The organism is Rhizobium sp. FG113 (assembly GCF_057809895.1).
Map to the genome: position 1 here is coordinate 389,239 of NZ_JBMDKV010000003.1, position 19,882 is coordinate 409,120.

The 19,882-nt window shown below is 61.5% G+C and carries 17 protein-coding genes and 1 tRNA gene; 12 read left to right on the forward strand and 6 right to left on the reverse strand.

Annotated elements, in window-relative coordinates:
- Positions 1–12: 12 nt before the first annotated feature.
- On the reverse strand, positions 13–846 hold the full coding sequence (locus ACODTZ_RS12180; RefSeq protein WP_489025990.1) for a TolB family protein: 834 nt from the start codon (positions 844–846) through the stop codon (positions 13–15).
- Positions 847–1,120: 274 nt separating this feature from the next.
- On the opposite strand from ACODTZ_RS12180, the gene ACODTZ_RS12185 reads away from it, so the two are divergent.
- From ACODTZ_RS12185 to ACODTZ_RS12200, 4 genes are all read left to right on the forward strand, one after another.
- Complete coding sequence (locus ACODTZ_RS12185; RefSeq protein ID WP_489026224.1) at positions 1,121–3,016, forward strand: LTA synthase family protein; 1,896 nt, start codon at positions 1,121–1,123, stop codon at positions 3,014–3,016.
- Between the two features lie 87 nt (positions 3,017–3,103).
- On the forward strand, positions 3,104–3,628 hold the full coding sequence (locus ACODTZ_RS12190; protein ID WP_209190538.1) for a DUF1003 domain-containing protein: 525 nt from the start codon (positions 3,104–3,106) through the stop codon (positions 3,626–3,628).
- A gap of 173 nt (positions 3,629–3,801) precedes the next feature.
- On the forward strand, positions 3,802–4,224 hold the full coding sequence (locus tag ACODTZ_RS12195) for a TadE/TadG family type IV pilus assembly protein (protein ID WP_018902358.1): 423 nt from the start codon (positions 3,802–3,804) through the stop codon (positions 4,222–4,224).
- Entirely contained in the window at positions 4,221–5,960 is a 1,740-nt protein-coding gene (locus ACODTZ_RS12200) for a pilus assembly protein TadG-related protein (protein ID WP_489025992.1), read from the forward strand. Before ACODTZ_RS12195 ends, ACODTZ_RS12200 begins: the two co-directional genes overlap by 4 nt.
- Before the next feature lie 57 nt (positions 5,961–6,017).
- Here ACODTZ_RS12200 and ACODTZ_RS12205 read toward each other — a convergent pair whose 3' ends face one another.
- Complete coding sequence (locus ACODTZ_RS12205; RefSeq protein ID WP_018902356.1) at positions 6,018–7,391, reverse strand: class II 3-deoxy-7-phosphoheptulonate synthase; 1,374 nt, start codon at positions 7,389–7,391, stop codon at positions 6,018–6,020.
- Positions 7,392–7,720: 329 nt separating this feature from the next.
- Here ACODTZ_RS12205 and ACODTZ_RS12210 point away from each other — a divergent pair, with 329 nt between their 5' ends.
- The gene (locus ACODTZ_RS12210) at positions 7,721–9,043 is read left to right on the forward strand and encodes a TadE/TadG family type IV pilus assembly protein (RefSeq protein WP_489025994.1); all 1,323 of its coding nucleotides are present in this window, start codon (positions 7,721–7,723) and stop codon (positions 9,041–9,043) included.
- 23 nt (positions 9,044–9,066) lie between these two features.
- Here the strand turns inward: ACODTZ_RS12210 and gor are convergent, their stop codons facing one another.
- From gor to rpiA, 3 genes are all read right to left on the reverse strand, one after another.
- Positions 9,067–10,452 (reverse strand): glutathione-disulfide reductase, encoded by a 1,386-nt coding sequence (gor, locus tag ACODTZ_RS12215; RefSeq protein ID WP_489025996.1) that lies wholly within the window; start codon positions 10,450–10,452, stop codon positions 9,067–9,069.
- Between the two features lie 134 nt (positions 10,453–10,586).
- Positions 10,587–11,150, reverse strand: coding sequence for a DUF2059 domain-containing protein (locus tag ACODTZ_RS12220; protein WP_111565049.1), 564 nt, complete (start codon positions 11,148–11,150; stop codon positions 10,587–10,589).
- Positions 11,151–11,165: 15 nt separating this feature from the next.
- On the reverse strand, positions 11,166–11,864 hold the full coding sequence (rpiA, locus tag ACODTZ_RS12225) for a ribose-5-phosphate isomerase RpiA (RefSeq protein ID WP_047512011.1): 699 nt from the start codon (positions 11,862–11,864) through the stop codon (positions 11,166–11,168).
- A gap of 208 nt (positions 11,865–12,072) precedes the next feature.
- On the opposite strand from rpiA, the gene ACODTZ_RS12230 reads away from it, so the two are divergent.
- Together ACODTZ_RS12230 and ACODTZ_RS12235 are read left to right on the forward strand one after the other, a co-directional pair.
- Entirely contained in the window at positions 12,073–12,768 is a 696-nt protein-coding gene (locus ACODTZ_RS12230) for an HAD family hydrolase (protein ID WP_209233810.1), read from the forward strand.
- A 267-nt stretch (positions 12,769–13,035) separates the two neighbouring features.
- Entirely contained in the window at positions 13,036–13,404 is a 369-nt protein-coding gene (locus ACODTZ_RS12235; RefSeq protein WP_047512017.1) for a hypothetical protein, read from the forward strand.
- 69 nt (positions 13,405–13,473) lie between these two features.
- Here the strand turns inward: ACODTZ_RS12235 and lipB are convergent, their stop codons facing one another.
- The gene (lipB, locus tag ACODTZ_RS12240; RefSeq protein ID WP_113199406.1) at positions 13,474–14,190 is read right to left on the reverse strand and encodes a lipoyl(octanoyl) transferase LipB; all 717 of its coding nucleotides are present in this window, start codon (positions 14,188–14,190) and stop codon (positions 13,474–13,476) included.
- A gap of 178 nt (positions 14,191–14,368) precedes the next feature.
- Here lipB and ACODTZ_RS12245 point away from each other — a divergent pair.
- From ACODTZ_RS12245 to ACODTZ_RS12265, 5 genes are all read left to right on the forward strand, one after another.
- Positions 14,369–14,453 (forward strand) — tRNA-Leu (locus ACODTZ_RS12245).
- 133 nt (positions 14,454–14,586) lie between these two features.
- On the forward strand, positions 14,587–15,513 hold the full coding sequence (locus tag ACODTZ_RS12250; protein WP_489025998.1) for a DMT family transporter: 927 nt from the start codon (positions 14,587–14,589) through the stop codon (positions 15,511–15,513).
- Between the two features lie 96 nt (positions 15,514–15,609).
- A complete protein-coding gene (locus ACODTZ_RS12255) occupies positions 15,610–16,317 on the forward strand; it encodes a hypothetical protein (protein WP_489025999.1) in 708 nt (235 codons plus the stop codon).
- Positions 16,318–16,422: 105 nt separating this feature from the next.
- Positions 16,423–18,432, forward strand: a complete 2,010-nt coding sequence (locus ACODTZ_RS12260; RefSeq protein WP_489026001.1) for an acetyl-CoA carboxylase biotin carboxylase subunit — start codon at positions 16,423–16,425, stop codon at positions 18,430–18,432.
- A 100-nt stretch (positions 18,433–18,532) separates the two neighbouring features.
- Positions 18,533–19,804 carry a zinc metalloprotease gene (locus ACODTZ_RS12265; RefSeq protein WP_489026003.1) on the forward strand — a complete coding sequence of 424 codons (1,272 nt, stop codon included), beginning with the start codon at positions 18,533–18,535 and terminating at the stop codon, positions 19,802–19,804.
- Positions 19,805–19,882 lie beyond the last annotated feature (78 nt).

The following is a 19,882-nucleotide window of genomic DNA, read 5'->3' on the forward strand; positions in this document are numbered from 1 at the left end:
TGATGCAATCGCTCAAGCCTCGACCGGGAAATATCGCACATAGGCGAATTCGTCACCATCGGGTGACCAGTTCGGAACATTGATCGATCCCTGCCCGCCGAAGAGCTCGAACAGCGTCGTCAGGTTGCCGCCGTCCATATCCATGATCCGCATCCGCACATGCTTGTCACGCGGATGGTCGAAGACCTCAGGGTCGTAGGAAATCAGCACCACCTTGTCGTTCTTCGGCGACGGATGCGCGAACCAGTTGCCGTAATTGTCGTGCGTCACCTGCTCCACGCCGGTCCCGTCGGGATGGATACGCCAGATCTGCATCAGGCCGGTGCGGCTGGAGTTGAAATAGATCCAGCGCCCGTCGGCCGAATAATCCGGCCCGTCATTGCGGCCCTCGCCATGCGTCAACCGCCGCTCTTCACCGCCGGTCACGTCGATCGTGTAGATGTCGAACAGGTCGCCGCGAATGCCGCAATAGGCGAGCTCCTTCCCGTCGGGCGACCAGCCGTGCCAGTAGGACGGGTGATTGGTGGTCACCAGCTGCAGCGCCCCACCCTCGATCGGCAGCGTATAGATCGCCGCTTTGCCGAACTCGATCTTGTCCGTGATCACGATGCGAGTGCCATCGGGTGAAATCCCGTGGTCGTTGTTGCAGGCGGTCGCGAATCCGGTATCGACCTTCTGCACTTTCGCTGAACCATCGAGCGCAAGCTTGTAGAGCATGCCTTCGTCGTTGAGCAGGAGATAGCTGCCGTCAGGAGCGTAATTGGGGGCTTCGACCAGCCTCTCGGTCTGCCAGATCACACGGGCCTCGCCCGTCTTGACGTTGTAGATCTCGACGGAACTGCGCATGCAAACTCTCCTCTGACGCGAACATCTCCCTGACCTACGACAGCTAAATAAGGCGCGCAAGGATCGCTCCCGCGCCGCCATGGCAGGCTCCATCCGGAGCACACGCTACATGAGGCAACCAGTCGCCGAAAAGTTTGTGATCAAAAAAGCGTTAAGCCCGCGAAACAACAATGGTTCATCTAGCGTTCATGACGAAGATGTGACAGTTCGGTGACGTTATGATGACACTGGAGTTCCGCCATTGATCGCCCAAGTTTTCAAGTCCGGAGCGGCAATGCGCGAAGCGGCGCTCTATGGTGGCGTTGGCGCGGATACCCGCCCCTCCATCCTGCGCGGCGCAATTGCAGTCGCCCTGACGGCAGTGATGGCGTTGCTTGCAACCTTCTCGGTCGAAGTGATCGCGCGCGGCGGCGCAACCGACGTGGGCGCGTTTCTGTCTTCCACGGCCCGTCCCGGCATGACCACGGTCGTCATGCTGACTGTCGTGATGCTCTGCGTCGATGCGATCCTCGGCCGCCGTTTCCTCTCGGCCCTGGTTGTCCTCCCGCTCGTCCTCGTCCCCGCACTCGTTTCCAATCAGAAGCAGCACTACCTCTCCGATCCGCTCTATCCCTCCGACATGCTGTTCGGCCGCCAGATTCTGGAGTTGCTTCCCGTCATGGTCCGCGACCGCCCGATGACGGCTATCGCGGTTGCCGTCGGCATTCTTCTCTCCGTCAGCGGCCTCGTTCTCGCATGGCGCTACGCCTGGCGCCGCCTGCCAAAGATGGCGCGCCGCAACCGTATCCGCAATCTCTGCCTGACGGTTCCCGTCATCGCCGCCTTCGGCTCGCTGATGGATTACTCGCAATATTCCTATATCCGCGACCGCCTTCAGGTGGTGCCGATGATGTGGGACCAGAAGGAGAACTACCGCAGCAACGGCTTCATCCTCGCTTTCATCTTCAACATCCCGATGGCCGATGTCGCCTCGCCCGCCGGCCTCAATGCGCAGGCGCTCGATGCCATCCCGTCGCGCAATTACGGCTATCTCAGCGGCCCGAGCGACAAGCCTGACGTCATCATGCTGATGAGCGAATCCTTCTGGGATCCGACGCGCCTGAAGACGCTGAAATTCTCCGAAGACCCGATGCCGACGATCCGCGCGGCGCAGTCAGGCCACGTCTTCTCGCCCGAGTTCGGCGGCATGACCGCCAATGTCGAGTTCGAGGCGCTGACCGGCTTCTCGAATGCCTTCCTGCCCTATGGCAGCATTCCCTACCAACAGTATATCCGCAACGACATCCCGTCGCTTGCCACCTTCTTCCGCGGCGAAGGCTATGCGGCCCGTGCGTTGCATCCGTTCAGCGGCTGGTTCTGGAACCGCAACGAGGTCTACAAGGATTTCGGCTTCGAGGAATTCCGCACCGAAGAAACCATGCCGACCATGGAAAAGCGCGGCATTTTCGCCTCCGACGATAGCCTGATGAAGGAGATCATGCAGGAAGCCGACGGGCTCGACCGGCCCTTCTTCTTCTTCGCTGTTACCCTGCAGGGACATGGCCCCTACGAGGCCAACCGTTACGCCAATAACACGGTCGACATCACCGGCAATCTGACCGACGCAGACCGCGCCACGCTCGCCACATATACGCAGGGCGTCAAGGAAGCAGACGACAGCTTCAAGATGCTGACCGAGTGGGCATCCAAGCGTGACCGCGAGACGATCATCGTGCTCTGGGGCGACCACCTGCCGCCGCTCGGCAGCGTCTACACGAATACCGGCTACATGCCCGACCAGGTCGCCACCCGCCGGGCTTCCGTCAGCGTCATGAAGCAGGAGCACGAGACGCCGCTGGTCATCTGGTCAAACCGCAAGGGCGTCAAGCAGAACGTGGGCACCATCAGCCCGTCGCAGCTGCCTTATCATGTGCTGAAGTTCGCCGGTTACGAGCACCCCTTCTACACCGGCTTCCTCGGCCGTGTGCAGAAGAAGTACCCGATCGTCGACCGCTATCAGCTGATCACCCGCGACAACACCGCCTCGCCGGACTGGGTTCGCGACGCCAAGACCATCGATCCGCTGGTCCGCGACTACCGCTATCTCCAGCACGATGTGATGTTCGGCAAGGCGCAGACCGTCGAGCGCTTCTTCCCGCAGCATTCCTGGCTACGAGCAGAGGGCTCCTGAGCACGGCAGGCATGCACGTTGCCGCATTGCATTCCTGGCGCATAACGGAATACTCCCCGCCAACATAAGTTGATCGGGAGTCGCGCCATGAACAATCTCTCCAGTTTCGTCCACCTGCATTTCGACAAGTCCGCCAACGAGCTGGGCGACATCGAAAAGCGCGTGCTGGAAAAGGCGCATGCGCGCAAGATTATCTCGACGGATATCAATGCCGCGCTGAAAGCCGAATCGTCCTTCGGTGAGCGGATGGCGGATAGCATCGCCCGCGTCGGCGGCTCCTGGGCCTTCATCACCACCTTCCTGGTCTTCCTGGCGGTCTGGTGCGTGATCAACACCGTCATCCTTTCCACCCGCGCCTTCGACCCCTACCCCTTCATCTTCCTCAACCTCGTCCTCTCCATGATCGCCGCCATCCAGGCGCCGATCATCATGATGTCGCAGAACCGCCAGGCCGAGCGCGATCGCTTCGAGGCTGCCAAGGACTATGAAGTCAACCTGAAGGCCGAGCTGGAAGTGCTGTCTCTGCACCAGAAGATCGACATGCAGGTGATGACCGAGATCGCCGCTCTGCGCGAGGATATCGCCAGATTGACCCAGAAGCTCGGCAACTGATCCTTGGCCGGCGAACAGATTAGCCGGCCACAGGAATAGCGCGCCATTTCCGTACACCCTGATATCTTGCGGGTACACGCATGGGGTTTATTAGGTAAGCAAAAATTAAGACGGTTAAATGTATCCTTCGGTTGTCTTCGCTGCGGCGTTGGCCATTGCAAGGAGTGCAGTGCATGAGGAATGCCCGACGTCTTCTCGCCAACCGGCAGGGTGCGGCCGCGATCGAGTTCGCAATTGTTGCCCCGGTTTTCCTGCTCGTTCTTCTCACGCTGATCGCCTATGGTATTTACCTGAGCGCCGCGCATGCGCTGCAGCAGCTGACGGCGGATGCCGCACGCACGGCGGTGGCCGGCCTTTCCGAGCAGGAGCGCGCCCAGCTCGTCAACAATTACATCGCGCTCTCCACCCTCAACGATCCGCTGATAGACCGCAAGAAGCTCCAGGTCACTGTCGCCACCGACCCCACGAACGCCAATCAGTTCACGGTCACGACCGAGTATGACGCCAGCGCCCTACCGATCTGGAATCTCTACACATTCCCGCTTCCGGACACCAAGATCCGCCGCTTCGCCACCATCCGCATGGGTGGTATATGAAAGCAGGCGTGAGGCGATATCTGGCGGGTTTCAGCACCCGCCGGGATGGCAATATAGCGATCATGGCGGCGCTCTCGGCGCCATTGATCATTTCCACGCTTGCGCTCGGTGTCGACTTCGGCGCGATGACGCTGCAGCAACGCCGTCTGCAGCAATTGAGCGATATCGGCGCCATCGTCGCCGCCTCCGACATCAACAACGCCGCCAGCAACCTCGTCACCAACTTCCAGCAGAATGGCCTCAACGTCGCCGTAAAGTCAGGCGTGGCTTACGCAACATCGTCTGGAACCAAGCTGCTGAACGCCGCCCAGCTCGACACTTACGATGCCGTCGTCCAATACACGCCAGGGGTTTATCTGGCCGATCCCGCCGTGCCGCCCGAGCAGCGTTTCGTGGCCGGCACCCAGCCTTATGATGCCGTCAAGGTTGCGATCCAGCAGAAGGCGCAGTTGACCTTCGCGGCCTCCATCATCCCGCCCCCGACGCTCGGCGCGACCGGTACCGCATCCGCCTCCAAGCTCGCCGCCTTCTCCGTCGGCTCGCGTCTGGCGAGCCTCAACGGCGGCATCCTCAACGCCGTTCTCGGCGGCTTGCTCGGCACGACGGTCTCGCTGAAGGTGGCCGATTACGACGCACTCGCCGCCGCCAATATCGACCTTCTGTCCTATCTCGACCTTCTCGCGACCAAGCTGAATGTCACCGCCGGCACCTATGACGACCTGCTGGCGACCGACATCTCCTATCCGCGCCTGCTCGACACGCTGGCCGCCACGCAAGGGCTGACACCAACCGTCCGCAAGGCGATCACCTCGCTCTCCAAGGGGCTCGGCACCACGCAGATCAAGGTCAAGCTGCAGAACCTCATGAGCCTCGGTTCGGTCGGCGAGCGGATGATCGGCTCCGGCTCGCACCTGTTGCTTGAGGCAAGCGCCCTCGACATCATCTCGGCCAGCGCCTTCGCCGCCAACCAGGGCAAGCAGGTCGGCGTCAATCTCGCCGGCACGGTTCCGGGGCTGACCAGCGTCACGCTGAAGATCGCGATCGGCGAGCGCTCCAAGGGCATCGCCTCCAACGCCATCGGCACCACGGGATCGGCCGTCCGCACCGCGCAGATCCGCATTGCCATCGAAGCTGGCGTCACGGGGCTGAGCACCATCGCCGGCATCAAGGTTCGCGTGCCGCTCTATGTCGAGGCCGCCTATGCCGAAGCCAAGCTCGCCAGCTTCGCCTGCCTCGGCGGCGGCCCGAAAAGCGCCAGCATCGGCGTCGATGTCGTGCCGGGGGTCGCCGAGATCGCGCTTGGCGATGTCGATCCGACAGCCATGGCCAATTTCGGCACCAAGCCGCGCGTCACATCAGCCACCATCATCGACGCCCTGCTCCTCAAGGTGAACGCGCTGGCCGATATCAACGTCACCAACACCAGCAAGACGCGCCTGACATTCCAGCCGAACGACATCACCAACAAGGCGATCAAGAATGTCTCGACAAGAGACACGCTCACCTCCGCCGTGCAGTCGCTGATCGCCGGCACCGATATCCAGATCCAGCTGCTGATCCTGACGCTCGGAACCAACAAGGCGGTGATGCAGGCGATCGCCGACACGCTGTCCAGCGTCACGGCTCCTCTCGACGACGTGCTCTACAACACCCTGCTGATGCTGGGGATCAAGATCGGCGAGGCCGATGTGCGTTTCACCGATGCGCGCTGCCAGCAATCCGTGCTGGTGCAATGAAAAAGCCCGGCGCGATGGCCGGGCTCATTCAATTCAGTCTAAGCAGGCGATCAGCGATTAGCCGTTGACGGCCATCCGCTTCTCGTCGCGGCCGCTCTTCATCCGCTCGGAGAGCAGGAAGGCAAGCTCGAGCGCCTGGTCGGCATTGAGACGCGGGTCGCAATGCGTGTGGTAGCGGTCGTGCAGGTCTTCCGCCGTCACGGCGCGCGCGCCACCCGTGCATTCGGTCACGTCCTTGCCGGTCATCTCGATGTGGATGCCGCCGGGATGCGAGCCTTCCGCGCGGTGGATCTGGAAGAAGCTTTCGACTTCCGACAGGATCCGCTCGAACGGGCGGGTCTTGTAGTGGTTGAGCGTGATCGTGTTGCCGTGCATCGGATCGCAGGACCAGACGACCTTGCGGCCTTCCTTCTCGACGGCGCGGATGAGGCGCGGCAGATGCTCGGCGACCTTGTCATGGCCGAAGCGGCAGATCAGCGTCAGACGGCCGGCTTCGTTCTGCGGGTTCAGAACGTCGATCAGGTTCAACAGATCGTCCGCCTGCAGCGTCGGGCCGCACTTCAGACCGATCGGATTCTTGATCCCACGGCAGTATTCCACATGGGCGTGATCGAGCTGGCGCGTACGGTCGCCGATCCAGATCATGTGGCCAGACGTGGCATACCAGTCGCCCGAGGTCGAATCGACACGCGTCAGCGCTTCTTCATAGCCGAGCAGCAGCGCTTCGTGGCTGGTGAAGAAATCGGTCTCGCGCAGGCTCGGCTGGTTCTCGGCGGTGATGCCGATCGCCTTCATGAAATCCATCGTCTCGCTGATACGATCCGCCAGCTTGCGATAGCGCTCGCCCTGCGGGCTGTCCTTGATGAAGCCGAGCATCCACTGGTGCACGTTCTCGAGGTTGGCGTAGCCACCCATCGCGAACGCGCGCAGAAGGTTCAGCGTCGCGGCCGACTGGCGATAAGCCATGGCCTGGCGTTCCGGGTTCGGAATACGCGCTTCCTCGGTGAACTCGATGCCGTTGATGATATCGCCGCGGTAGCTCGGCAGCGACACGCCATCGAGCGTTTCGATGCCCGAAGAGCGCGGCTTGGCGAACTGACCGGCGATACGGCCAACCTTGACGACAGGAAGCTGCGCGCCGTAGGTCAGAACGACAGCCATCTGCAGGAAGGCGCGGAAGAAGTCGCGGATGTTGTCCGCGCCGTGTTCCGCGAAGCTCTCGGCGCAATCGCCACCCTGCAAGAGGAAGCCGTTACCTTCGGCCACATTGGCAAGATGCTTTTTCAGACGACGCGCCTCGCCTGCGAAAACGAGCGGAGGATACGACGCCAGCTGGGCTTCCGTCGCCGCAACTGCTGCCTGATCCGGATAATCCGGAACCTGCTGGATCGGTTTTTGCCGCCAACTGTTCGGAGTCCAATTCTGTGCCATCTCGTTCACCTGTCTCAGTATCCGGTACCGGCCGGATATCCCGTCTTTAAAATACTGGCGGCTTATAGCCGTTTAGCTTCATCTTGCATAGCGGGGTTCGGCGCGCTTTTGTCCGCCTCATCGCGCCATGCGATGACGCCCTATAAAGGTATTCGCGACCGCGTTTTCAAACATCCTGCGCGCCCTTAACGTTCGATATACCAAGACGCTTTGTATCTAATTTATGCTTTGACACTAAGGATCGTCCTGTTTTGACACAGCGGGGCATGACGCTTCGGTTTTTTCAAGAATGACGTTTCAATTCTTCGGATACTTCCCAGGCTTCTCCCATGCGCATATTCGGTCGTTTCGTCGCGGATCGTTCAGGCAATTTCGGCATGATAACCGCCCTTCTCGCGGTTCCATTGATCGGTGCCGCGGGTCTGTCGATCGATTTTTCGCACGCACTCAGCATGCGCACGCAGCTTCAGGCGGCAGCCGATGCCGCGGCCGTCGGCGCGGTCGCGCAAATGTCGCCGGCGATGAAACAGGCGCAGACGATGACCGGAGACGGCCCGATCGCAACCGGCAACACGGACGCGCAGGAGCTCTTCCGCTCGCAGATCGCAGGCGAAGCCGCCAACTTTCCGATCGACGTCAGTGTCGATGTCGTGAAAACAGGCAACGTGCTGACCTCGTCCGTCACCTTCCAGACGCGGGTGCCGACCTCCTTCATGCAGATCCTCGGCCAGACCAGCATGCCGATCTCGGGCACGGCAACGGCCCGCTACGAAACGCCATCCTACATGGACTTCTACATGCTGCTCGACAACACGCCCTCGATGGGCGTCGGCGCGACGCAGGATGATATCAACAAGATGCTCAAGGCCACGAAGAATGGCTCCGACGGCACCTGCGCATTTGCCTGTCACATAGTCTCGACATCAGGCGTCGAGGACAAGAACAGCTATTACAACATTGCCCGAAACAACAAGATAACGATCCGCATCGACGTTGTCGCACAAGCGGTCAAGGCGCTGATGGCGAAAGCGACCGACACGCAGACCTTGGAAAACCAGTTTCGCGTCGCCGCCTACACATTCGGCAAGACCGCCCAGGACGCCAAATTGTTCAAGGTCGCCGAGATCAATAACGACCTCGGCAAGGTCGCGACGGCAACCAGCGCCATTCAGCTGATGAGCATCCCCTATCAAAACTACAACAGCGATCAGCAGACGAGCTTCGACAACGCGCTCGCTGGAATCAAGGACGAGATCAAGGGCACCATCGGCAAAGGCACGAGCGATGCCGACCGCCAGAAGATCGTGTTCTTCGTGGCCGATGGCGTCGGCGATAGCGCCAAGCCATCAGGCTGCACCAGCCCGCGCGGGGCCAATGGCAATCGCTGCATCGAGCCCATCGACGTGAAGAGCTGCACGGCGCTCAAGGACAAGGGCATCAAGATCGCCGTCCTCTACACGCCCTATCTGCCGTTGCCCGAGAACGGCTTCTACAATGACTGGGTCAAGCCCTTCGAAGGCAAGATCTCGACCAAGATGCAGGAATGCGCGAGCCCAGGTCTCTACTTCGCCGTCAGCCCAACCGACGGCATCGCCGAGGCCATGCAGGCGCTGTTCATGAAGATCGTCAGCACGCCCCGCATCACCAGCTAGTGGGTGTGACCAGCTGACACGCGTCAGACCCGCACCCCATCCTTCAACTTGTAGCTCGGCGCATACATGGTGACGAGCTCTTCGGCGGCAGTCGGGTGCACCGCCATCGTCCGGTCGAAATCGTCCTTGGTGCAGCCGGCCTTCAGCGTAATGCCGAGCAGCTGCGCCATCTCGCCGGCGTCATGGCCGAGAATATGGGCGCCGATAACCTTGCGGCTCGCGGCGTCTACGATCAGCTTCATGATCATCTTCTCCGTCCGTCCCGACAGCGTCGCCTTCATCGGCCGGAACTGCGCGCGATAGACCTCGACGTCGCTATAGCGCTTGCCGGCCTCTTCCTCGGTCAGCCCCACCGTGCCGATCTCGGGCTGCGAGAACACAGCGGTTGCGATCGTATCGTGATCCGGTTTCGTCGGGTTGTTCTTGTATTCGGTCTCGATGAAGCACATCGCCTCGTGGATCGCCACCGGCGTCAGCTGTACCCGATCGGTGACATCGCCCAGCGCATAGATGTTCTCGACATTGGTGCGCGAATAATCGTCGACCACGATGGCGCCCTGGGCGTTCATCTCGACGCCGGCCGCCTCGAGCCCGAGCCCATGCGTGTTCGGCACGCGGCCGATGGCGAGCATCACCACGTCGGCATTCATCGTTCCGTTGTTGAGCGTCTCGACGACAAGCCCGTCCTCGCCCTTCGCCACGCTCTTCAGCATGTCGTGGCACTGGATCTTGATGCCCTTGGCCACCATCGCCTCATGCAGGCCGCGGCGCAGGTCGTGGTCGAAGCGCGACAGGATTTCCGCCCCGCGATAGACGAGCGTCGTGTCGACGCCGAGCCCATGGAAGATATTGGCGAATTCCACCGCGATATAGCCGCCGCCGACAATCACGATCGAGCGTGGCAGCTCTTCCAGATGAAACGCCTCGTTGGAGGTGATGCAAAGATCGTGGCCGGGCAGTGCGCCGTGCAGGTTCGGGGTCCCGCCGGTCGCGATCACGATCGTCTTCGCCGTCACCGTCTTGCCGGTGTTGACCAGCCGCACCGTGTGCCGGTCGACAAGCTCCGCGCGCGTATCGAGGATCTCGGCGTTGGCGCCCGAAAGGCCCTTCTTGTAGAGCCCCTCGAGCCGGGTGATCTCCGCGTCCTTGGCTGCGATCAGCTTCTTCCAGTCGAACGTGCTTTCGCCGACGGTCCAGCCGAAGCCGGCCGCATCCTCGAAATGCTCATGATACTGCGAGGCGTAGACGAAGAGCTTCTTCGGCACGCATCCTCGAATGACGCAGGTGCCGCCGTAGCGATATTCCTCGGCGATCGCCACCTTCTTGCCGAGCGCTGCCGCCACACGCGCGCTGCGCACCCCACCCGAGCCGCCACCGATGACAAAGAGGTCGTAATCATAGGCTGTCATGGGGATCTCCGGCACAAAACATCAGAAGGAAGGAATCGTCAGGTGGAAGGAAGGCTTGATATAGTACCGATATCGCCAAAAACAAAAGCCCCGGCGAACCGGGGCTTCGTTAATGAGCGATGATGCGACGAGCCTTACGGCTTGGCAGCAGGCTTGGCGGCCGGAGCTGCCGGATCGGTGCCAGCGCCCGGGGCCGGCTTGATCACCTTGGCAAGCTCGGTGCTGGTCGACTTCTGCAGGTCGCGGGAGATGCCCTGCGCCCAGATGTCGGCGGCCTTTACGGTTTCGCGCGAAGCGATCGGGCCGTCCTTCAGGAGCTTCTGGCCAACCGGCGAGCCGTAGAAGGCGGCGATGGCATTGAGTTCCTCGACCGTGAACGCCTTGGCGTAGGTGACCGCGGCCTCCTTTTCGAGATCGGCACGACGCGGTGCAAGCGCCAGCGCCTGCTTGTCGACTTCGGCGGTGATCTGGTCCTGGTAGTTCGGCGAATCCTGGATCAGGTCGGCCTTCAGGCGCTCGGCGAGGCCCGGCAGGATGTTGTCGAACTGGGTGGTGGCGCCGATCGCGTCGATCGCCGCGCGGGCTGCCTTCAGCTGTTCCGGCGACGCTTCCTGCGCGTGGGCTACAGAGCCCAGGACAACACCCGAGAGAATGACGGTCGCAGCAGCAAAACGGCCAAAACCTGCAAATTTATTCATGAGTTCCAACTCCTGTTACCTTGTTGCCCGCAGCTCGCGCGCGCCCGCCGGACCGGCGATGATCGCCAGCGCGGCCATATTGAGAAAGAGCCCGTGCTCCACAACGCCGGGGATCGCATTCAACTGGGTTGAAAGCGCCTCTGCATCAGGAATACGGCCAAAAGATGCATCGATAATGTAGTGTCCGCCATCCGTGGTGAAATTGCCGTCGCCGGATTGGCGCAGCGTCAATTCACCCGAAAGGCCAAGCCGCGCAGCCGTCTTTTCGATCGCGATGCGCGTCGAAACAAGGCCGAACATGTTGACTTCGATCGGCAGCGGGAACGCGCCCAGCGTATCCACCAGCTTGCTCTCGTCGGCGATGACGATCATGCGGCCGGATGTTGCGGCAACGATCTTCTCGCGCAGCAAGGCTCCACCGCCGCCCTTGATCAGCCCGAGCGCGGCATCGACCTCGTCGGCGCCGTCGATCGTCAGATCCAGTTCCGGCAGCTCGTCGAGCGATTTCAGGGGAACGCCGAGCTCGACGCAAAGCCGTGCCGTGCGCTCCGATGTCGGAACGCCCTCGACCTTGAACCCGTCTGCGACCTTCTCGGCAAGCAACCGCACGAATTCCTCGGCCGTGCTTCCGGTTCCGATCCCAAGACGCATCCCATGCTCGACATGGGCGAGTGCCGCAGCCGCGGCCTTGATCTTCATTTCGCGGGCGTCCATGCGCCGCTTACTCCCAGTGTTACGTTACGCATTGTTACGTTGGTTGCGTTGTTTACACGGCCCGCCAGTCAAACGAAAGCCAAAATAACGTCAGACTTTCGAAATCCAAAGCACATGCCGGAGGCCTGCCAGGCCGGGCCAAAGCGTTGCTTTTGCGGCCTTCATCGCTTAACTCGGATGCATCCCAACTGAACAGGCGAAAACTCCATTGACCCCTGCCCTTGTCGTCTTCGATCTCGACGGAACGCTCCTCGACACCCATGTCGACCTTGTCGACAGCCTCAATTACACGATAGCAGCACTCGATCTTGCGCCGGTCACCTATGACGACCTGACGCATCTTGTCGGCCACGGCGCCAAGGTGATGATCGAAAGAGCCTGCAAGCTGCAGGGACATCCGCTGGAGCCCGAGAAATTTCCTGATCTGCTCGAGCGCTTCATCACGCATTACACGGACAACATGCCGGGCGCGACGGCCCCCTATCCGGGACTGATCGACGCGATGGATCAGTTGAAGGCCAAGGGATACAAGCTCGCGGTCTGCACCAACAAGCTGGAGGGCCTTGCCCGCACCCTGCTGGAGCGCCTGCAGCTCACCCATTATTTCGACGCCATCACCGGCGGCGACACATTCGCGGTACGCAAGCCTGATGCCGGCCATCTGCTCGGCACGATCGAAAAGGCAGGCGGCGACCCGAAGCGCACGATCATGATCGGTGACAGCGCCAACGACATCCTCGTCGCCCGCAATGCCGCCATCCCATCGATCGCGGTGCCCTTCGGCTATTCCGACGTCCCGATCGAAAGCCTGCAGCCCACGCACATCATCAAGACCTTCAGCGAGCTCACGCCTGCGCTGGTGGACGAGCTGATCGACACGGCGGACCTGCGCAACGCTGGCTAACATTTTCGGTCAAAACACGGTTGTTTCGGCCGAAAAAATCAGCTCCCGATTGCCGAGATGGCGCCGCGTCACTCGCTGGTTTAGCGAATCGCGAGGCCAATCAAATAGCGATCAAACACAGTCGCGGCGCCGTGATTTCATGTGAAAAAACGTGCTTGCGACTGTCAGATCCCCTTCACAATCCGGCCTCAATTGAGGCGCGAACTTGCTCTTGCCGAGGGTAATGGACGTCACATTGTGTGCAACAATGGATTGAGGAGATCTGATATGCGCATTCAATTTGCAGCCGCCGCAGCCGTGCTTACCCTCTGCCTTTCCGGTGCCGCCTTCGCCCAGCCGATGTATTCCAACGACTATACGAACGATAGCGACGGTTTCGCTCCCGTCAAAGTTGCTCCGCCGAAGCCCGTTCACTACACGCAGCACAAGGCGCCGGAATATTCGGACGACTACACCAACGACAGCGATGGTTTCGCTCCCGTTCGCGTCGCACCGCCGGTCGACAAGATGTCGACGGCAAGCATCAAGCCACTCCCCCCATGCGACTATTCGCCGAAAGGTCACGGCCTGCACACCGCAGGCGGCGACAGCGGCGCCTCGCATACCGATGCCTGCCGCGACGTCGGCACCAAGTAGACGTGAAAAAGAGAAAGGGCCGGCGAAACGCCGGCCCTTTCTCAATATCAGGATCGTCCGATTCCGCGCTCAGCCGTTCACCGTCTCGCCGAAGACCGATTCGAACGCCTCGCGCAAAAGCACATCCACATCATCCATCGTCACCGGCAGGCCGAGATCGACGAGGCTCGTGACGCCATAGGCCGAGATCCCGCAGGGAACGATTCCCCCGAAATGATCGAGATCGGGTTCGACATTGAGCGACAGCCCGTGAAACGTCACCCATTTGCGCAAGCGGATGCCGAGTGCCGCGATCTTGTCTTCAGCCACCGTCCCATCGGGCAGCGGCGGCCTGTCGGGGCGACAGACCCATACGCCGACACGATCCTCACGGCGCTCGCCGCGCACGTTCATCTCGCCCAGCGTGCGAATGATCACCTCTTCCAGTGCCGCCACGAAGGCGCGAACATCCTGGCGGCGGCGTTTCAGGTCGAGCATCACATAGGCGACCCGCTGGCCAGGCCCATGATAGGTGTACTCCCCACCGCGCCCGGTGGCATGAACGGGAAAGCGGTCAGGCTGCACGAGATCGCGTGCATCGGCGCTGGTTCCGGCCGTGTAAAGCGGCGGATGCTCAAGCAGCCACACCAGCTCGTCGCCGCCCTCGGCAATCGCTGCCACTTCCTGCTCCATGATATCCACAGCCTCCTGATAGGGCACCAGCCCATCGGAGATCCGCCAGCGCACCGGGCGCGAGCCGGCCTGTGGAAACATGGAAAAATCTAGGTCCGTTCGTAACATAGCCATTCCTTGCGGCCCGCAGCGCCTGTGATCGCGGGCTTTTTCGAGCATCTATATGGCTCCGAATTGCTGCCTTTACAAACGCTGTCACCTTCTTTGAAAAAATCTGTCACATGGCCCTTGTGTCCCGAAAAACCTTTTGCTACATGCTGCGTCGCCGGCACAAACCGGCACCTACCACGATGCGGTCGTGGCGGAATTGGTAGACGCGCAGCGTTGAGGTCGCTGTGGGGCAACCCGTGGAAGTTCGAGTCTTCTCGACCGCACCATCTCTCTCCTAAGGAGTGAGACCAGCCAGAGCAACTGGCTCCCGACGACGCGATATGTCGTCCGCGGCATCTCTTAACGAGAGATTTTATTGTCTATAACGGCTGGATCCCAGCCCAATGAAATTTCTCGAAGATGTCCGATAAAACCGACCTGCACAATCCTCTGCAAGGCATGGCGCTGATGGCCGGCGCAATGATCGTCCTCCCCGCCATGGATGCGATCGCCAAGTACATGGCGACGTTCGAAGGCATGTCGCCTGGACAGGTCACCTTCTACCGATTCTTTTTCCAGCTCCTCTGCACGCTGCCGATTCTCTTCATCATGTTCGGCTGGGGCGCGCTTTCGGCGAAACGTCCCTGGATGAATTTGCTGCGCGGCGCGCTGCATGGGGCGGCGAGCCTGCTGTTTTTCGTCGCGGTCAAATACATGCCGCTCGCCGACGTCTTCGCCATCTATTTCGTCGAGCCCTTCATGCTCGCCGGCCTTTCGGCGCTTTTTCTCGGCGACAAGGTCGGCTGGCGGCGTTGGACGGCGATCGTGGTGGGATTCGGCGGCGCGATGATCGTCATCCAGCCGAGCTATGAAGTCTTCGGCCTCAAGGCGCTGCTGCCCGTCTGCTGCGCCTTCCTCTTCTCTCTCTATCTTTTCCTCAACCGCGCCATCGGCAATGCCGATTCGCCTTTGACGATGCAGACCATGGCCGGCATCGGCGGCACGCTCTTCATGTCCGGCGCGCTCATCGTCGGAAACGGCATGGGCGTCAGCGATTTCGACGTCTCGCTCCCGGCATCGCTGCTCGGCCTCGTGCTTCTGCTGATTCTCGGCTCGCTCTCCGGCTACGTGCACATGATCGTCGTCCGGGCATTCCGCATGGCGCCTCTCTCGCTTCTGGCGCCGTTCCAGTATTTCGAGATCATCTCCGCCACCATCTTGGGCTACGCCCTGTTCGGCGATTTCCCGAACTTCTCCAAATGGGTGGGAATCATGATCATCGTCGCCTCCGGCCTCTTCATCATCTGGCGCGAACGGGTGCAGGCGCGGGCCGCCAAACAGGCCTGAGCCGTAAACACCTTGTTAACTCCGCCTATTGAGAGAACATCAATTCGCTGGCGCTAGAAGAATCTTCGGCTTCATGATGAGGCCTGGAGAGAAAAGATGAGCGAAATTCGACTCGCTTTTCCGGCTTGTGTCATCGCCGGAAAGCAGCGACTTGGCGTGGAGGATATCGATCTTCTACGCAGACACAGTTTTCCCGAGGGAATCAGGACCGCCGACGACGTCGTCGTCATGCTGGCACTGAACAATGCCTGCCCCGAGAAATGCCCCGAATGGAACACCTATTTCGTGGAGCAACTCGCGGCCTTCATCGTCCACTATAACTATCCGCAAGGCTCCCTCGACGAAATCAACGTCGCTTGGCTGATGCGCATGGTCGCGACCGACGGTGTCATCCATTCGGCGGTCGAGCTGGAGCTCGTGCTCCACGTCATCGAGATTTCGGCCTACGTGCCGGACGAGCTGCGCGCCTTTGCGCTCGATCAGCTGCGCCTGGCGCTATCGGACAACCGCGGCGCCTATCACAAGAACCGCGCCATCGATCGCCGGGGAATCACCCGCCAGGATGTGGATTACGTCATGCGCATCCTGCGCGCGCTCAGCGACGGCGGTACCATAACGGTACAGGCGCTCACCTGGGCGGTGCTGATGCAAATCGGCGAAGAGACGCTGCCGGCGTCGAACCATCCGCGCTGGTCGCAGATCATATCGGCGCTCACGCTCACCGATTACGCCGAGGCGCCGCGCCGCACCCGCTGGCTCCGGATCGTCGACGACAGGCTCGGCGGCGAAGCGGCCGTCGCCTGATCGCCTCACTGTTCTCCGTGCCCTCTCCGTGCGTGCCTTCTCCATGATTGTGCGTTCCAGTCTTTATGCTTAAGACTCGGAACGCAGGTCATGGGTGGAGTCTTCATGTTCACGAAAATTCTGATCGCCAATCGCGGCGAGATCGCTTGCCGCGTCATCAAGACGGCGCGCCGCATGGGGATATCGACCGTCGCTGTCTATTCCGACGCCGACCGCGATGCGCTCCATGTCGAGATGGCCGATGAGGCCGTCCACATCGGCCCGGCCGCGGCCGCCGAGAGCTATCTCTTGGCCGAAAAGATCATCGCAGCCTGCAAAAAGACCGGCGCCCAGGCCGTCCACCCGGGCTACGGCTTCCTCTCCGAGCGCGCCTCCTTCTGCGAAGCGCTGGAGAAAGAGGGCATCGTCTTCATCGGCCCGAAGCCCAAGGCGATCAATGCCATGGGTGACAAGATCGAATCGAAGAAGTTCGCCAGCGCCGCCAATGTCTCCACCGTCCCCGGCTACCTCGGCGTCATCGAAAATGCCGAGCACGCCGAAAAGATCGCCGCCGAGATCGGCTATCCCGTTATGATCAAGGCGTCTGCCGGCGGCGGCGGCAAGGGCATGCGCATCGCCTGGAGCGAGGCGGAGGTCCGCGATGGCTTTGACCGCGCCCGCTCCGAGGCCAAAAGCTCCTTCGGCGACGACCGCGTCTTCGTCGAGAAATACGTGGTCGATCCCCGCCATATCGAGATCCAGGTTCTGGCCGACGCCCACGGCAATGTCGTCTATCTCGGCGAACGCGAATGCTCCATCCAGCGCCGAAACCAGAAGGTTGCCGAAGAAGCGCCCTCGCCCTTCCTCGATGAGGCCACCCGCGCCGCCATGGGCGAGCAGTCGGTGGCGCTCGCCAAGGCCGTCGACTACCAGAGCGCTGGCACCGTCGAATTCATCGTCGATCGCGACCGCAATTTCTACTTCCTTGAAATGAACACCCGCCTGCAGGTCGAGCATCCCGTCACCGAACTCGTCACCGGCATCGATCTCGTCGAACAGATGATTCGCGTCGCCGCGGGCGAGAAGCTCCCCTTCGCGCAGGAAGACATCAAGCTCAACGGCTGGGCCGTCGAAAGCCGCATCTATGCCGAGGATCCCTATCGCAACTTCCTGCCCTCGATCGGCCGCCTGACGCGCTACCGCCCGCCGCAGGAAGGCAAGGCCGGCAACGCAGTCGTGCGCAACGACACCGGCGTCTTCGAAGGCGCCGAAATCTCGATGTATTACGACCCGATGATCGCCAAGCTCTGCACCTGGGCGCCGACCCGCGCTGAAGCCGTCGAGGCGATGGGCGAGGCGCTGGATGGCTTCGTGGTCGATGGCATCGAACACAACGTCCCCTTCCTGTCGGCCCTGATGAAGCACCCGCGCTGGCGCGAGGGCCGGCTATCCACCGGCTTCATCGCCGAGGAATATCCCGACGGATTCGCGCCGGTGATGCCCGATGAGAGCCAACGCGCCACACTTGCCGCCATCGCTCTCTCCGCCTCGCTCATCGAAGCCAACCGCCGCGAAACCTTCGCCGACCGCCTGCGCAGCGCCACTGATCCGTTGCGCGATCACTGGTGCGTCAGGCTCGGCGACGATTATATCGACGTGCGCCTGCTCGACGGTCTCGTGACCGTTCCCTTCGAGATGGAAATGGATATCGCTGGCGAAACCTTGAGCGTCGTCACCGACTGGAGACCGGGCGAGCCGGTCTGGCGCGGCAAGGTCGGCAAGCAGCCGGTCAGCGCGCAGCTGCGGCCGATCCTCAACGGCGTCAGGCTCGATTGGCAGGGCCTTTCCGTGAAATCCAAGGTGCTGACGCCGCGTCATGCCGAACTCGACCGCTTGATGCCGGTCAAGCTGCCGCCGGATACCTCCAAGCTCCTGCTCTGCCCGATGCCGGGCCTGGTCGTCTCGATTGCGGTCGCAGAGGGACAGGAAGTGAAAGCCGGCGAGACGCTTGCCGTCGTCGAAGCCATGAAGATGGAGAACGTACTGCGTGCCGAGCGCGACCTGGTGGTCGGCGTCATCAACGCCAAGCCGGGCGAAAGCCTGGCGGTGGACGCCGTCATCATGGAGTTCGCCTGACCCGTTCCGGCACACCAGACCGTCACGTTCCGCTCCGCATTTGTTAACGCGTCGCCGCTAGTCTTTAACCCATCCGGATCCCTGCCGGATGGAGTGAATGATGAGTGTCATGCAATCCGCGCTGCTGCTGCTGTTTATCAATCTCGGCATGCTGTGGCTCCTGATGCGAATGCCCCTGGGGCTGAGAACGCTGCATGTCAGCCGCTCCTTCGATTGCACGCCGGAAACACTCTGGAACGCCATGAACCCGATGGGTTCGAACGCAAGTTGGCACCATCAGGTGATATCGAGCCGGCAGATGGAGGCGGGCGGCAACGTCGTCGAGCAGACCTACCGCTATCAGGACAGGAACGACGCCCCTACGCGCCGCCTGCTCGCGATCGAGCCGCTGGCGGCCCTTGCCTCCAATGCGCAGGGCTTTCAATCATCCATCGTCGATGACAGCACGCTCGACGCGTCCTTCTGGAAGGATTATCGCGAACGCCGCATCATCCGGCCCACGGCGGATGGCCGCGCGGTTTTGGAAGTCGACCAGACGGACCGCTATCGCGGCCTCGCCTTCCTGATCTTTCGCTACGTGGCGCTCCGCCGCGAGATGAAGGCGCTGGATGGCTGGCTGAAAACCGGTATCTCGCAACCGCAGGGCTATTTCGAGCACCCGCTCGTCCAGGTCGCGCTTGCCATCCTGTCGACCCTGCTTTTATGGCCCTTCCTCGGCCTGACGCAGCGCGGCCTGATGGTCTCGACCTTTCTCACGGTCGTGATCGCGCTGCACGAGCTCGGCCACATGGCCGCCTACCGCATGTTCGGCCACACGTCGGTGCGCATGGTCTTCATTCCCTTTCTCGGCGGCATCGCCATCGGCAGCCGGCCCTACCGGTCTCTTTTCGAGGTCGCGACCTGCGCGCTGATGGGATCCGGCATGTCGGCATTCCTGGTGCCGATCCTGGTCCTTGGCCACAGCTTCGCCGATCACGGCATCCTTCCCGCCGCGGCCGATCCGCCCATCCTTGTCTTCCTCTTGATCCTCGGCGCCTTCAACCTGCTCAATCTTCTCCCCATGCATCGCTTCGATGGCGGTCAGGTGCTGCGGCAGATATTCAGGACCAAGCGCTCGCAGATCCTGGCGAGCTTTCTGGTGACGCTCTGCATCCTCGCTGTCGGCGCCGAAATCGGGCTTTCGGCTCGCTATCTCGGCATCGGCCTGCTGGTCTTCACCCTCGTCAGCGTCATCGGCGGCGGCTCCTTCAAGCCCCGCGAGAAGCTTGAGGAGATGAACGGCGGCGAGCGCATGCTGGTCTCCTTCGGCCTCTACGCCGCCATCGCCATGCACGGCTACGCCGTCATCACCGCCATCGACCGGCTGTTTTGACGCAGAAACTATAAAGCTCCCCCTGCCTTTTTTCCTTGAGCAGCGCTCCTCCCGCGTGCAAAAGTCCGCCCGACCAAA